The sequence below is a fragment of the Haladaptatus sp. AB618 genome (genome assembly GCF_024136965.1).
Classification (GTDB): domain Archaea; phylum Halobacteriota; class Halobacteria; order Halobacteriales; family Haladaptataceae; genus Haladaptatus.
In genome coordinates this window covers 1244061-1257895 of sequence record NZ_JAMYJX010000001.1, presented here as the reverse complement: position 1 = coordinate 1257895, position 13835 = coordinate 1244061, and the positions used below count along the sequence as shown (strand labels likewise).

The 13835-nt window shown below is 61.1% G+C and carries 16 protein-coding genes and 2 tRNA genes; 6 read left to right on the top strand and 12 right to left on the bottom strand.

All coding sequences use genetic code 11. From position 1 onward, the window contains the following. Positions 1 to 482: 482 nt before the first annotated feature. Positions 483 to 554: transfer RNA gene (locus tag NKF26_RS06735), tRNA-Ala, on the top strand. Positions 555 to 874: 320 nt separating this feature from the next. Here the strand turns inward: NKF26_RS06735 and NKF26_RS06730 are convergent. Continuing rightward, entirely contained in the window at positions 875 to 1843 is a 969-nt protein-coding gene (locus NKF26_RS06730; protein ID WP_253226066.1) for a hypothetical protein, read from the bottom strand. A 151-nt stretch (positions 1844 to 1994) separates the two neighbouring features. Further along, the gene (locus NKF26_RS06725; RefSeq protein WP_253226065.1) at positions 1995 to 2888 is read right to left on the bottom strand and encodes a family 16 glycosylhydrolase; all 894 of its coding nucleotides are present in this window, start codon (positions 2886 to 2888) and stop codon (positions 1995 to 1997) included. Between the two features lie 277 nt (positions 2889 to 3165). Here NKF26_RS06725 and NKF26_RS06720 point away from each other — a divergent pair, with 277 nt between their 5' ends. Then, positions 3166 to 3612 carry a methylated-DNA--[protein]-cysteine S-methyltransferase gene (locus NKF26_RS06720; RefSeq protein ID WP_253226064.1) on the top strand — a complete coding sequence of 149 codons (447 nt, stop codon included), beginning with the start codon at positions 3166 to 3168 and terminating at the stop codon, positions 3610 to 3612. A gap of 309 nt (positions 3613 to 3921) precedes the next feature. Here the strand turns inward: NKF26_RS06720 and NKF26_RS06715 are convergent, their stop codons facing one another. Together NKF26_RS06715 and NKF26_RS06710 are read right to left on the bottom strand one after the other, a co-directional pair. Continuing rightward, on the bottom strand, positions 3922 to 4728 hold the full coding sequence (locus tag NKF26_RS06715) for an iron-sulfur cluster assembly protein (protein WP_253226063.1): 807 nt from the start codon (positions 4726 to 4728) through the stop codon (positions 3922 to 3924). A gap of 2 nt (positions 4729 to 4730) precedes the next feature. Then, positions 4731 to 5813: an amidohydrolase family protein gene (locus NKF26_RS06710; protein ID WP_253226062.1), complete on the bottom strand. Its 1083-nt coding sequence runs from the start codon at positions 5811 to 5813 to the stop codon at positions 4731 to 4733. Positions 5814 to 5942: 129 nt separating this feature from the next. Between NKF26_RS06710 and NKF26_RS06705 the strand changes: the two genes are divergently transcribed. Continuing rightward, positions 5943 to 6986, top strand: coding sequence for an NAD(P)-dependent alcohol dehydrogenase (locus NKF26_RS06705; protein WP_253234113.1), 1044 nt, complete (start codon positions 5943 to 5945; stop codon positions 6984 to 6986). A gap of 25 nt (positions 6987 to 7011) precedes the next feature. On the opposite strand, the gene NKF26_RS06700 is transcribed toward NKF26_RS06705, so the two are convergent. The 6 genes from NKF26_RS06700 to NKF26_RS06675 all read right to left on the bottom strand — a co-directional run bounded on the left by NKF26_RS06700 (position 7012) and on the right by NKF26_RS06675 (position 9383). Further along, positions 7012 to 7626 carry a DUF106 domain-containing protein gene (locus tag NKF26_RS06700; protein WP_253226060.1) on the bottom strand — a complete coding sequence of 205 codons (615 nt, stop codon included), beginning with the start codon at positions 7624 to 7626 and terminating at the stop codon, positions 7012 to 7014. 90 nt (positions 7627 to 7716) lie between these two features. Beyond that, positions 7717 to 8088: a hypothetical protein gene (locus NKF26_RS06695; RefSeq protein ID WP_253226059.1), complete on the bottom strand. Its 372-nt coding sequence runs from the start codon at positions 8086 to 8088 to the stop codon at positions 7717 to 7719. A gap of 88 nt (positions 8089 to 8176) precedes the next feature. Then, the gene (locus NKF26_RS06690) at positions 8177 to 8353 is read right to left on the bottom strand and encodes a hypothetical protein (RefSeq protein WP_253226058.1); all 177 of its coding nucleotides are present in this window, start codon (positions 8351 to 8353) and stop codon (positions 8177 to 8179) included. Positions 8354 to 8632: 279 nt separating this feature from the next. Beyond that, positions 8633 to 8869 (bottom strand): hypothetical protein, encoded by a 237-nt coding sequence (locus NKF26_RS06685; RefSeq protein ID WP_253226057.1) that lies wholly within the window; start codon positions 8867 to 8869, stop codon positions 8633 to 8635. Positions 8870 to 8974: 105 nt separating this feature from the next. Then, positions 8975 to 9047 (bottom strand) — tRNA-Arg (locus tag NKF26_RS06680). Between the two features lie 24 nt (positions 9048 to 9071). Further along, the gene (locus NKF26_RS06675) at positions 9072 to 9383 is read right to left on the bottom strand and encodes a twin-arginine translocase TatA/TatE family subunit (protein ID WP_253226056.1); all 312 of its coding nucleotides are present in this window, start codon (positions 9381 to 9383) and stop codon (positions 9072 to 9074) included. A gap of 348 nt (positions 9384 to 9731) precedes the next feature. Between NKF26_RS06675 and NKF26_RS06670 the strand changes: the two genes are divergently transcribed. Next, positions 9732 to 10556 (top strand): HD domain-containing protein, encoded by an 825-nt coding sequence (locus tag NKF26_RS06670; RefSeq protein WP_066145896.1) that lies wholly within the window; start codon positions 9732 to 9734, stop codon positions 10554 to 10556. On the opposite strand, the gene NKF26_RS06665 is transcribed toward NKF26_RS06670, so the two are convergent. Further along, on the bottom strand, positions 10553 to 11659 hold the full coding sequence (locus NKF26_RS06665) for a glycosyltransferase (RefSeq protein ID WP_253234112.1): 1107 nt from the start codon (positions 11657 to 11659) through the stop codon (positions 10553 to 10555). The two genes, NKF26_RS06670 and NKF26_RS06665, sit on opposite strands and share 4 nt — an antisense overlap. A 41-nt stretch (positions 11660 to 11700) precedes the next feature. Continuing rightward, complete coding sequence (locus NKF26_RS06660) at positions 11701 to 12747, bottom strand: glycosyltransferase (protein WP_253226396.1); 1047 nt, start codon at positions 12745 to 12747, stop codon at positions 11701 to 11703. A gap of 165 nt (positions 12748 to 12912) precedes the next feature. Here NKF26_RS06660 and NKF26_RS06655 point away from each other — a divergent pair, with 165 nt between their 5' ends. Together NKF26_RS06655 and NKF26_RS06650 are read left to right on the top strand one after the other, a co-directional pair. After that, positions 12913 to 13188 carry a ribonuclease P protein component 4 gene (locus tag NKF26_RS06655; RefSeq protein WP_253234111.1) on the top strand — a complete coding sequence of 92 codons (276 nt, stop codon included), beginning with the start codon at positions 12913 to 12915 and terminating at the stop codon, positions 13186 to 13188. Positions 13189 to 13379: 191 nt separating this feature from the next. Then, the gene (locus tag NKF26_RS06650) at positions 13380 to 13826 is read left to right on the top strand and encodes a DUF5799 family protein (protein WP_253234110.1); all 447 of its coding nucleotides are present in this window, start codon (positions 13380 to 13382) and stop codon (positions 13824 to 13826) included. The last annotated feature ends 9 nt before the right edge of the window (positions 13827 to 13835 follow it).

The window sequence follows — 13835 nt, the reverse complement described above, 5'->3', positions numbered from 1 at the left end:
AAGCGTTGCTTGGCGGTCAACCGGACGGAGTCCGGTGAAACCGTGAACCAGCGGTTCGGCCGAAGGGCTGTAGCAGAATCGTGCGAGGGATGACGGAGGGAGCGCGAGCGACCGGAGTTCTCGTGAACCGGGCGGGACCTTCGGTCCCGCTGGAAGCGGGCGCAAAGCGCCGGCGACAAAGTGAACGAGAGCACGGCGAGCGAAGCTCTCCCGGAGGAATCGGCTGGTGAGGGTGTGGCCTGCGGTGCGGTGGCGGAGCGGGTGCGGTATTCATGCGGCTCGGTTACTGAAATCACCATGGAATCAAACGTTCCTGTGCGGAGCGGGCGGGAGGCTTTCGAGGCGGTCCGCTTCCTAGCAACTGTAATCACAAAGGTATCAAACGCGTCTCGTCGTAGCGAGTGGTGTGTCACACCGCCGCGGGGTGGCATTGATTTCGAGAGGTTTATCAATGGTCGTACGGAAGTAGTGAATGCAGACGCGGGCTCGTAGATCAGTGGTAGATCACTCCCTTGGCATGGGAGAGGCCCCGGGTTCAAATCCCGGCGAGTCCATTTCCTTCCGCTCGTTTCACTCGCTCAGTCAATGGACTCGCCGTAGTTCCCCTCGCATTGTCGCCGGCGCTTCGCGCCGGCTTCCAGCGGGACCTTCGGTCCCGCCCGGCTCGCGGGACTCCCGGCGAGTCACTGCCAATTTCCCGTCATATTCAGAGTTCCAGACCGCAAGGTATGGTCTCTGATACGTGCGAGTTCACCACTATTAGGTTAGAGATTACTCCCTCTCAGAAAGGAGTTCATCAGGGTTTCAAGCCCGGCGAAAACTGCTGCACTACCGTAAGATAATCCACCAACCCCAATTCAACTCCTACCTCCAACTACCGCGACCACGCCACCACGGACCCGCCCATCGAATCGACCAGTTCGACAGCACCGAACACGGCCAGACAGGAGACGAACGCGACGGTGCCCAACTTGCCGCCAGCCCCGGTGAACGAGGGCGCGACGGCGACGAAGACGATTCCGCAGAGCGTGCCAGCCAGCGCGACGTGCCCCTCGTGTCCCAGTCGGTCCGTGGTGGACATGCCGACGAAGGATGCACAGAACGCGACGGTGGCGAGCGTCGAACCCATGGCCGGAAAAGCGAGGGGGAACGCCACGCCCGCGACGAGGCCGACCAGTGCGGAGCCTACTACCGCGCCGAGTTCGAGGCGGACGCTCAGCACCACCGTGGCGATGGCGGCCAGTATCGCCACCGGGACGACGACCACGGCGTTCGACCACTGTGGAAGCGTCGCGGCGGCGTAGCTGGCGTCCGTGAACGTGGCCGTGGTGGCACAGCCGAACAGGGCGAGCGTGCCGAGTTTCCCGCCGAAACCGTGGAACACCTCCGTCGTCGCGACGTACGCGAGGCCCGCAACCGCTCCGGCGACGAGGAGGTAGTTGACGGACGGGAACAGCGCTGGCGACGCCATCCCGACGAACGACCCGCAGTAGGCCGGGACAGCGACTTCCGGTTTCCCGACGCCGACGAACAGTCCGACGAGGGCGGACGCGACGACCGGTCCGAATCCGACCTGAACGCTGAGGAGGTAGGTGGCGACGCTCGCCACGAGGACGGCGGCCCAGTCGGCGACGTCCGACCGGGAGAACAGGGGGAGATTGGCGTTCCCGAATCCACGATCACGTCTGACGACGGTGGTAACCCCGCCCACGAGTACGATGCCGCCTTCGAGGGTGGTGACATCCACGGGAATATCGGCGGGGGAGAGAAACGCGCTCGCAAGCAGTGCAAACGGCGTCACGACCAACGCGAAAAAACCGGCGTCACGGACCAACTTGTCCATGGGTACCACTGATCGAAGCGGGTAGTAGTTAGTTGCGGTTTTCCCGCCGCAAACCTCGCCTCTGTCTTGCGATTTTATCGAATTATCATTCGGTTCGGGACGGTGAAAGTCGCCAAAAAATTCGAGTCGGTGAGCCGTTCGGTTCCGCCGTTCAGACCCAATCGTAGACGCGGATGTAGTCCACTTCCATGCGCTGAGGGAACTGCGTGCTGGCGTCGGGTGCACCGGGCCAGTTGCCACCGACGGCGACGTTGAGCAGGAAGAAGAACGGGCCGTCGTCGAACACCCACTCGCGACCGGCGTTCTGTGCGTCGTACAGCGTGGTCACGAAGAATTGCTGGCCGTCCACGAAGAACTTGATCGCGTCGGGGTACCACGTCAACGTGAACGTGTGGTAGGCGTCCGAGAACCAGTTGCTCTGGCTGTAGGAACCGCCGACGCCAGCACCGCCGGAGTCGGGACCGTGGACGGTTCCGTGGACGGTGTCGGGGTCGGAGCCGATGAGTTCCATGATGTCGATTTCGCCGCAGTCCGGCCAGCCGACCGAGCCGATGTCGGAGCCGAGCATCCAGATGGCGGGCCAGATGCCTTGACCGTAGGGGAGTTTGGCGCGTACGTCCACGCGGCCGTACTGCTTGTTGTACTTCCCTTGGGTGGTCATCCTGGCCGAGGTGTAGTCACAGCCACCGTACTGCTCCTCGCGGGCCTCGATGACGAGGTGGCCGTTCTCGGTCCACGCGTTGTTGGCCCGATAGTATTCGAGTTCGTTGTTACCCCAGCCGTTGTTGTTGCCGGTCTCGAAGTTCCAGATACTGGTATCGATGGAATCGAACTCGTCGCGCCAACTGAGCGTCCAGTCGTTGTTGTCGAACGATTCGGTGTGAATCATTCCCGGCCCCGCACTCGCGGTCGAAGTGGCGAACGCGCCGCCACCGAGCGTGACCGCCGCCGCGCTCAGGAACTTTCGACGGTGAAAGCGGTCGCCAGTTGGTTTGTCGTCCGTCGGTTTACCGTCCGTCAAATCGGATGCGTTATCGGAATCCATAGTTCTCACGGCATCGGTCGCTACCTCCTCCAACCACCGCGAGTGGGAGGTTCCGGTAGTCCACCGATGACACCAATTACCACCATCCAACAATATTTAATTATTTATTCTAGCTATTGTAATTATTCATGGGCGGATTGTTTTGGTCACTACAAGAAGAATCGTTAACAGGTTCGTCCCGACGATCAGTTTCAGTCCGTGGTGATCGGTTATACCGTCGGAAGGCGTTCGTAGCGCACGGAGAAAAAGCCGGTTTCGAACGGCTATGACCCGATTCATGAACGTAGATATCTTCGAAACGACCATCGAAATCGATGACGGCCGAATCGCCGAATCGAGCGACGAGATTCGAAAACAAGTCGCCGAATATGAGTCCGGTGACCGCACGACCTTCGACCTTCAGGTCACGGTTCCGGAGGGAATGGCCGGAGCGGTGATGGCCGCGATGGACGCCATCCCGTACGGCGAGACGCGAACGTACGGCGACCTCGCCGCGGCGCTCGATACGACGCCCATCGCCATCGGACAGGCGTGTGCTCGGAACCCAGTCCCGCTGGTCGTCCCCTGCCATCGCGTCGTCGGGAGCGACGGCGCGTTGAAAGGCTACTCGGCGGCCGACGGAGTCACGACGAAACGACGCCTGCTGGACCTCGAAGCCGAGCGGAGTGGCCACCCACGGCAAACCCGACTAGCGACGCACGAGACGCACGAAACACAGCAGTAATCTTTTCATAAACGACCGGTACGGAGCGATACGGATACGATTCGCTACGATACGAGCGTCACGATAGGAGAGAGTGGCGGGGCGGGGATATGGGCTGGAGTGATGGCGCCAGACCAGGACCGTCCGTCAGGGGGATTCGGGACTACCTCGCCACATGGTACTCCTTAGCACAATAATATAAATGCTTTGTGGTGGTTTTAGAAATTAAAACAGTATTCTTCGCTATCCATATCCGGGGTGATCCAAATGCCGATGACAACAGTAGTAAACACGGTTTCGAAGGACGACGGCATCCACCTCGTTCGTCCCCTACTGTCGAGCGAGTTCGGCCCGACGGGACTCGTGGAGCGCATCGCAGACGCCACCCTGTCCGCTCATGTTGACGTGCGCGAGACGTGCCCGCCGATGGACGAGTTCGGCCTCGTCCGGGTCAATATCGTCCCCCTCCGGCGTTCGAAAGAGCCGATCATCTTCGGCGACACGTCCGGTTTGAATCGCTTTGTCGAGATACCGCCGGAGCGGTTCAACGTCCACGACGACTTCGACCGCACCGTCACGAACCCCGACGGCCACGTACTCGTCGAAGAACCGGCAGTCGTCGCGGGTCAGCAGCGCGATTTGTTCGTGGGTCACGCCCGCCGCCAACAGCGTTTCGACTGCGTCGTACTGACGCGCGAGTCGCGCTTTAGCATCGAGCGTCGAGCGTACCTCCGCGATGCCACCGTCGGCGTCGGGAAACGTCGCATCGAAGGAGTGGCCGTTGTTGACGCCCACGGTGACCTCCCGGGCGTGCATGTGCTCACGGAGTCGCATCGAACAGCGAGCGACGCCCGAAAGCCCCTCGACCGCTTCCCGACCGTCGAGCGCCATCATCCACGCGAACGCCGGCGAACACCACGCCGTCGGGAGGGTGAACGACACGTCGACGTGTGCACCGTCCTCCTCGGCGTCGATTTCGATGTCGTCGATGTATTCGAGTTCGACGATCGAACGGTCGAGTTCGGGGTCGGTCACGCCGTCGAGCGCCGACAGAATCGCCGCGCACGTCGGCACGTCGCCGGGGTTCTCCGATACGGTTGTTTCGTCGTTTCCGATGTCCAAGCTGTCCCCCGACATGATCAGTCGTCGGCGGTTGCTCCGCCCTCCTCGTAATGCGTTTGCAAGCCGAACTCGTCGGTGATGCCGTCGTCGCGGAACCGTTTTTTCTTCTCCTCGATGTCGATGTCGTACAGTCGAGCGGCGTTCTCGCCCATTATCTTCCGCATGACCTCCGGCGTGAGTTCGATGCCGTACTCGTCCTTCTGGTCGTCGGTGAGTTCGGCGTTCATCACGGTCTCGACCAGCCAATCGGGGTTCCATAGCGCGTAGTCGCTCCCGAACAGCAGGCGGTCCTCGCCGAGCCAGTAGAGCAGTTCGCCCATGATTTCCCCGAACTTACGCGGGCGGTTCTGCGCCATCGGGGCGGCCACCGCGAGTCCGCCGTACACGTTCGGCTCTTGGGCGGCCAACCAGCAGAAGTCGTCCAGTCGGGGAAGCCCGACGTGCTCCACGACGAAGTTGAGTTCGGTGAACGAAGTCGCGGCGTCGTCCACGTCCTTCACGTCGAAGGCGTCCTTGTTCAGCGGCCGAATGGTCGGCCCCTTGTGTGGATGGATGTTCTCGATTCCCAACTCGGCACACTTTTCGAGGTACTCGAAGGCTTCCTCGCTGTCGAGACGCCATCCCTTCGAATCGTCCAGCCACTCGGCGGTGTAGAGTTTGACGCCCTGGATGTCGTACTCCTCCTTCTGGCGTTCGAGTTCGCGTAGCCCTTCCTCTCCCTCCCGGGGGTCGAACCGCCCGTTGACGATGAAGCGCTCCGGGTTCTCGGCGGCGAAATCCGCGTTGGTGTCCACCGTGTTGAACCCCTCCTCGTAGAACTCCTCCAGATGCGTGGGTTGGAAGATTCCCATGTCCACGGCACCGTTACCGAACAGGTCTTCGAGCATTCGCTCCTGCGGATACTTTCGGTACTCCTCCAGCGTCCACTCGCGCTCGGCGGGCGTGAATCCCGTGTGATAATCGTAAAAACACCGGATGAACTGCTCGCCTCCTTCGTGGATGATGTTCTCCTCGCTCGCATCCCAAAAGTGGATGTGCGAGTCGATGACGAATACGTCCTCCTCGTTCTCCCATCGACCGTCCCCAGTTCCTCTGTACATGTCCATCTAAGTAATGGGCCGAACCCACATAATCTTCACGTATAATCATGCAATATGTGTGTCCCAAATCATATGCCCGGTGACTCGTTCACGAATATTTATGACTGAAGCAGGAGTGGTTTAGACGTCATGGAAGCCGCACGCCTGCACGCGTACACCGACGACATGGAAAACGGCCTCAGCATCGATGAAATCGACAGGCCGGAACCCGAACAGTCGGACCACGTCGTCGTCGAAGTACAGGGGGCCGGATGGTGCCAGACGGACAACCACATCATCGAGGGGTTGTGGACGGACTACGTCGAACAGACCCTCCCGATGACCCTCGGCCACGAGAATGCTGGAGAAATCGTCGAAGTCGGCGACGAGGTGAAAACGGTGAGCGTCGGTGATACGGTCATCTGCCACCCCGTGATGACCTGCGGACAGTGCCGCCAGTGCCGTCTCGGCGAGGACATGTACTGTGAAAACGTCCAGTTCCCCGGACTGACGACGGACGGCGGGTTCGCCGAATATTTGCTCACCAGCGAGCGCTCGGTCATCCCGCTCCCCGACGGCGTCGACCCCGTGGAAATCGCTCCCCACGCCGACGCCGGAATCACGGCCTACCACGCGGTCAAGAAAGCGACCCGAGTGTTGAACCCCGGCGACCACGCCGTCGTCATCGGGGTCGGCGGACTCGGACACATCGGCCTCCAGTGTCTCGACGCGATGAGTGCCGCCGAAATCACGGCGCTCGACGTGAAATCGGAAGCCCGAGATCTGGCCGACAGCCTCGGCGCACACCACACGGTCGATCCGACGACCGAGGACGTGGCGACGGTCATCGAGGACATCACCGACGGCGGGGGTGCCGAGCAGGTCATCGACTTCGTCGGGCGGGACGAAACGACCGCGTATGCCCCGGATATCGTCGCCCCCGGCGGCGATCATCACATCGTCGGCTACGGCGGCCACATCCACGAGCCCTCCCAATCGCTCGTGAACGGCGAGTTCTCCTACCGCGGCACGCTCGTCGGCCGCTACACCGAACTCCAAGAACTCGTCACGCTAGTCGAACGCGGCGACGTCACCCTCCGGACCTCCCGCTACGATCTCGACGACATCAACACCGTCGCGGAAAAACTCGAACACGGAGAAATAGAGGGCCGAGCGGTCATCACGCCGCCGTGACGGTTCGGTGAGCGTTCGACCGATTCTAGGCGAGAACGCGCGACAACACGCGGCGCGAGACGAAACTGGTCGAGATCGATCCGCCGATGTACCACACGAGCCACACCTTGACCGGCCCGATGAGCGTCGCGGTCAGCGCGATATGGCCAACGACCGGGAGCGAGAGCGCGAGCGGAACCGTCGCCGACGCCGGGTTCGCCATCGCCCACCGAATCCAGAGGAACACCGGCACCGTGAGGAGCATGCTCCACGCCAGCGGGCGGAACTGGAGTTTCAGCATCGCAAGCCAACTCCGCAGCAGTTCCGTCTGCTCGTCGGCAATCGAATCGGTTCCATCTCCATCCTCCTCGGTCGAGGACGAGGTTCGTTTCTGGAGGGTCTCGATGCGTTCCTGTAGTCGCTCCATCCTCTCGGAGTCTCCCAAGAGGAGTCGGAGCGTCGTCGAGTACAGACCGGTCGTCCCGGCCACCCCGAACAGGAGGACCGAGACGGGCAAGAGCGTCGCAAGCGGGCTGAGAACGAGGTTCACCGCCATCGCGATCGATCCTTGCACCGGTGCCAGATAGTATCCGGACATCAGCGTCAGCGCGAGGAGTCCGGCGAATTTGTCGTACACCGTCCAACTGGTTTCGAGGACCATGACCGTGAATTCGTGTCTCGACTGATCAATCTTCTGCGTAAAATAGTTCCATCTGACACATTCGTCGGGCGGCGAATTCCGGAGAATCCGCTACGCGCTCGTCCCGACCCACTCCGCACACAGTTCGATCGTCGGGAGCAACGGGACGTCGCTGTCGCTGAGCGCGACGAACAGCGCCCCGTCCTCGTCCGGGAAGTGGACGACGACCGCTTCGTCGAACGTGTAGAGGGCGAAATCCAGCGCGCCGGTGCGGAACACGTTTTCGGCGTCCTCGCGCGCTTCGGTTCGGAGTAGCGACTCGTCGTGAAGTCGCTCGAAATCGTCGGGTCGAAATCGCCCATCGATGTCGGCACGGGTGAACAGGAGTTCGTACCCGTCGGGTCGCGCATCGGCGACCACCAACAGTGCCGACCCGAGTTTCGATTGGAGGGCGGCGACGAACGCTTCGTCTGACTCGAACACGGTAGAGGAAGTTCGGCCACCGAAGCTATCAAGGTTTGGTGCGATTCGCATCGAAATCGAACGACTAGACGACCGATCATCCTCCGGGTCAACCGCCGTTCGACTCCCCCACTCGCTCGATATCGGTCGAACCGCAGTACGGGCAGTTCAGATCGGGAAGGTCCGCCAGCGCCGTCGAATACCGGAACGTGCGACCGCAGTAGCCACACCGATACTCGTCGCCCGCTATCGTGAAGAGTCGTCTGACCGCGTCGAGGAGACCCATCGAGGAACCTTCACCACGAAACCACATAACGTTCGGTCGTCCGCGAGACCCGTTGGTCGGGGATCACAACACGGAGTACGTCCTCGATTTCATCGTTCTGACCGTCCTTCGGAAGGGAGAGAGAACCGAGACCGTCACGAACGGTAAGAAGAGAACCGGTCCATGACGGCTCGGTCTTGCCTGACTTGGCTGTTTGAGCGGCATCGGAAGACGCCGCATTTCTCGCTCACCGTTGCCGAGCAATAAATCTTTCATCATGACTTCGAGATTTTACGAAGATTACACACGATCCGTATGGTTCGGTGCCGATTTGCTCACTTCGTTCGCGATACGGACGCCGCGGGAGCGTGCGTCGAAAAGGCAGTCCGGGCGTGGCGGGAGCGAGTGAAACGAGACATTCCGGGCGTGCGGCGCTTTGCTCACGGCGTTGCCGTTCGCATCGAGGCGCTTCGCGCCTCGTAGTCGCGCCGTTCCGGGCCGTGGCTCGTAGGATTCGAATCCCTCGCCCGTTTTCACGGCTCGCTAGCGCTCGCCGGAGAACGGGCGTGGCGGGGCTCCCGCGAACGAGGAACGAGCGAGGGGGAGTAAGCCACGCCCGTTGACGGAGCGAAGCGTAGTCAACGGGCGTGGCGGGATTCGAACCCGCGGTCGAGAGGTTAGGAACCTCTCGCCCTATCCGCTAGGCCACACGCCCTCATATAATTTCGAAGAAAAACGTCTACGAGTCGGTTTCGGTTTTCGTGTTGGTGCTGGTTTCTGTCTCCGTCTCCATCTCCGTCTCGGTTTCCGTGGGGGAAACGGGTTCGCTCTCGACTTCCTGTGCAGGACTGGACGTGCCGGTGTTCTGCATGTCTTGGAGTTCCTGCTCGACTTCTTCACGACCTTTCTTGAACTCACCCATCGCCTCTCCCGTGGAGCGTGCGAGTTCCGGAATCTTGTTTGCACCGAACAGGAGAACCGCGATGAGCAGAATCACGACGAGTTCTGCTCCGCCGGGAATCGGCCCGAATAGTGGTATCATTTCGAACATCCTCTACCAGTTTCTTACCCATTGCCAACTATAGGCTTTTTGCTCTTCTCAGGGTCGAGACCACGACGCCACGAATCGCCTTCGTTGCTCGAATACATCCCGCTCGTCGTTTCTCTCCCGTCGTCATTTCACAGAACGATGACATCGGATGCCTGCCAGTAATCCGCCCTGACGGTGTACTTAGCCATTGGCAGTCGGACCGCAGACGTAGCCGAGAGGGTCGGATGCTCCACGTGGATGGACGAAAATCGCTGACGGAACGCTGACGGGGTGGTATTGTGGGCGTGTGAAAAATAATCCGAAACGCTCCCCGAGAGCTTTTCCCTCCAGAACGAGAATAGGGTCGGCATGGATACGGAACCAGCCGAAAGTGAAATCGACGACGGGCGGCATGCCTACGACCCGGATGCCGAACACGCCTTCCCCGACGAGAAGTTGAACGAGGTGCTCGAATTCATCGCGAACGACGAGGAGATTCAAGCGTATCTCGACGCCCAAAACGTCAACGCGGTTACGCGCAAGGGATACAACGACCACGGCCGAAAACACATCGAGATCGTTCGCAATCGTGCGCTCCTCCTCTATGACCTCCTGAAACGCGGCAACGTCGAGTTCAACGGCGCGGCCGACGAGGGATTGGACGAGTCCGACGAGAGCGTCATCATCGCCTTCGCGTCGACGCTCCACGACATCGGTCACATCGTCCACCGCGACGATCACTCCTACTACTCGATTCCGCTCGCGGCCGACCTCCTCGACCGGGTTCTGCCGAACTTCTACGACGTCGAAAACACGGTGCGGATGAAGGGCGAAATCCTCCACGCAATCCTCTGTCACCACACGGAAGAAGACCCGCTCACGACCGAAGCGGGCGTCATCCGCGTTTCGGACGCGCTCGATATGGAACACGGTCGCTCGCGCATCCCGTACGAGAAAGGTGGACGCGGTATCAACACCGTCTCCAGTCAAGCCATCAAGAAGGTCACGCTCCGGCAGGGGGACACCGTCCCCGTCCTCGTGGAAATCGAGATGCTGAACGCCGCGGGTGTGTATCAGGTCGATAACCTACTCAAGGCGAAGCTTCACGGCTCCGGACTCGAAGACGACATCCGTATCGTCGCCTTGAACGTCCGCGAAGGAAGCGACCACATCGTCGAGCGCGTCGAACTCTAACGGACGTTCTCGTACACGGCCGCCAACTGCTCGACCGCCCGTTCGACGCTGACTTGATTTCTCCGGGCGAGACACGTTTCCCGAAGTTCGTCGTGTTCCGCCAGCGCGCGACGAATCGCGGTACGGATTCCCTCGATGTCGCCGCTCTCGAAGTGATACCCTGTTTCTCCCGCGACGACGGTGTTCGACAGCGCGCCCGCATCCGCACCGACGACAGGTGTTCCACAGGCGTTCGCTTCGAGCGCGACCAACCCCTGCGTTTCGACCGGACTCGGAAACGCGAACACGTCGAGGGCGGTGTAAAACGCCGCCATTTCGTCGCGTTCGAGAAAGCCGAGGAACCGAACGTCCGCGTCACAGTCGGCCGCCTGCTTTTCGAGCGACTTTCGGGCGGGACCGTCGCCACCGAAGACGAGGGTGATGTCCATCCCGTCGGCCGCCGCGATGACTTCCGAGAGGCGCTTTTCGTAGCCGTGGCGGCCGGTGTAGCCGATGATCGGCGTGTCGACGTCGAGATCGTACTTCCGGACGAACGCACCGGTTTCGACCGGGTGAAACCGCTCGATGTCCACGCCGTTCGGGACGACGTGAACCGGCGCATCGACGCCGACCGTCTCGACGACGTGTCGCTTGGTCGCCTCGCTCGGTGTGAGTACCGCATCGGAGTGCCCGAAGAACCACCGTTCGTACGCCCCTGCGGCCCGTTCGACGTAATCCGCGACGGAGTCGTTCGGGACGAGGTAATCCGCGTACTCGCCGGTCGGTGTGTGATACGAAGTCACGAATGGTCGGTCGTGTTTTCGGGCGAGCCGAAGGCCGCCGACGCCGATGGCGAAGGGCGTGTGCGCGTGAACGATTTCGGCGTCGAGGACGGCCTTCGGGATGCGGGGTGTTCCGAGTCGATACCCTTCGTAAAACGGGAACGGCAGGCTTCCGATGGGGTGTTCGCCTTGCTCCGGCGTGTAGCCGTCGGATTGGGGATACACGACGTCCATTCGACCGCCGTTCTTCTCCCAGAAGTCGCGCCACGTCCGTATCGTGTAGGTGACGCCGTTGATGGTCGGTAGATATGTGTCCGTGAAGGCGGCGACCCATCGGCTCATTAGTCGAGAATTGGAGGACGGGGTGTTAAGGACTTGTGACTTCAGACCAGTTTTGAATACGTCTCGACAAGTTCCTCGCCGACCCGCTCCAAACTGTGCTCGGCCGCGGTTTCACGGGCGTTCTCCCCGAGACGGTCCCGTAGTTCCGGGTCGCGGTGGAGCAGTTCGAGCGCGCGGCGGAACTCCGTCTCCGTCTCGCATTTCAGGCAATCCACACCGTGCGTGAAGAACTCGTCGAAGACGGGGATGTCCCGAAGGACGACGGCCTTGCCACAGGCCATCGCTTCGAGGACGACGATTCCCTGATTTTCGACCTTCGCCGGGAAGCAGAACACGTCGCCCGCCGCGAACGCCCCGCGTTTGTCCTCCACCCACCCCGAGAACGTGACGTTGTCCGGCGGGTTTTCGGTCCAGCGCTTGACCGTCGAACTGGCGTGCGGGCCGTCGTCCACGGTTCCGAACCACACGAAGTCGAACGCCGTCTGCTGTGCCACTCGGCAGAATGTCGTGAGACCCTTGCGCTCGAAGACGTTGCCGAGCGCGAAGACCACCATCCCGTCCAGATCGTAGCGCGCGCGGTACTCGTCGCGGAACGACTGGAATCCCTCCAGCGATTCGGCGTCAACACCGTTCGAAATCGGCTGAATCGGCGCATCGACGGGATAGCGTTCGAGGACTGATTTCGTGTATTCGCTCGGACAGAGCACGAGGTCGGCCTGCGAATAGAACCACTTCAGATAGCGACCGAGGGGGCGCGCGGCGATGCTCGATCCGCGAAAGCTCTCGGCGAAGTCCTCGCTCGTGACGTGCGCGTGAAGGACGAGCGGGATGTCGTTGCGCTTGGCGTGGCGCGCGACGGCGATCGACCCCGGGCCGATGACGTTGCAGTGAGCGAGGTCGAAATCGGTGAAGAAACCACTCCCTACCGCCCCCGATGGGAGTGCATGGAGGGGCGTTTTTCCGTTCCACGGCGACGTGACGACATCCACGCTCGTCCCCGCGAGCGCCTTGCGTTGCTGCTTTGTGGAGGTTCCGATGCCGCTACGGGCCAACTCGGATTCGAGTTCGAGGTAGTTGAGTACGCGCACTGCGGGGGAGATGGCACAGTGACCCATTACTCCTTTCGGAAAGGAGTCATTGACCGACCGCAAAGTATTTGTTCCCGTAAGAGCATGACTCGCATGGGGCAATACAGGAACGATTTCTATCCTTGTCCTGTCTCGCCCCGGAAACCCCCCACCCCCCCATTCCGAATGACAGTAGCTCAAGAGCGAATAGAGCGTCTCACCGTACTCGCACGGGACGCCACCGCAGAGTGTAACGACGACCGAGCGCGCGAATACGTCCGCCTCGCCAGACGAATCGCCGAACGCCAGCGGTTGTCCCTCCCCCGACAGTTCAAGCGATTCACCTGCGATGCCTGCGACGCCTACCTCCGCCCCGGAAAGAACGCGCGCGTCAGACTACAGGGCGGCCACGTCGTGGTTACCTGCGACTGTGGCAACCAGACGCGCTACCCGTACAACTGACCGCTATCATCCCCTTCCCGCGGTTTTTGATTCCGGCGATATTCTCCACGGAAAGGAGTGATTACACCCTCTTTCGCCCGCCGTAGGAACCACCTACTGCGGGATTTTCGACACCACGGTTGCAGCTTCACCGCTTGTTTTCCGCAAGTGTAGACGAAAACACCAAGTCTCGTGCCACATCAATGTGGGGTATGAGCGGACAACGGTGGACGGACATGATCGTGGGGGACAGGATGGCTGTCGATAGGGAGTTCATGGAGGAAGTGACGAACTCCCAGTTTTCACGGCAGGAGTGGGGACTGGTGATGACGGCCGTGGAGTTCGAGATCGAACATCCCGAGGACGACGAGCGGGCGAAACTCGTGGCGGACACGAGCAAGGTCGAGCAGGTGATGCCCGAGATGGACAACATCCAGTCGCAGATGAACTCGATGTCGGGCAAGTCCTCGAAAAAGGAGGGAAAAGGCGTGTTTAGCTCCGTCAAAAGCGCGCTCGGGTTGGGCGGCGACGACTCCGGCGTCGACCAGGACCGACTCGCGGCGGCCGAGGCGTTGGCACAGCAGTACGCCGACGAACTCCAGGACCGCCTCGAATCGAAGGGTAAGTGGGCGCGCGTCAGGACCGCGGTTCAGGACTGATGGACGGTT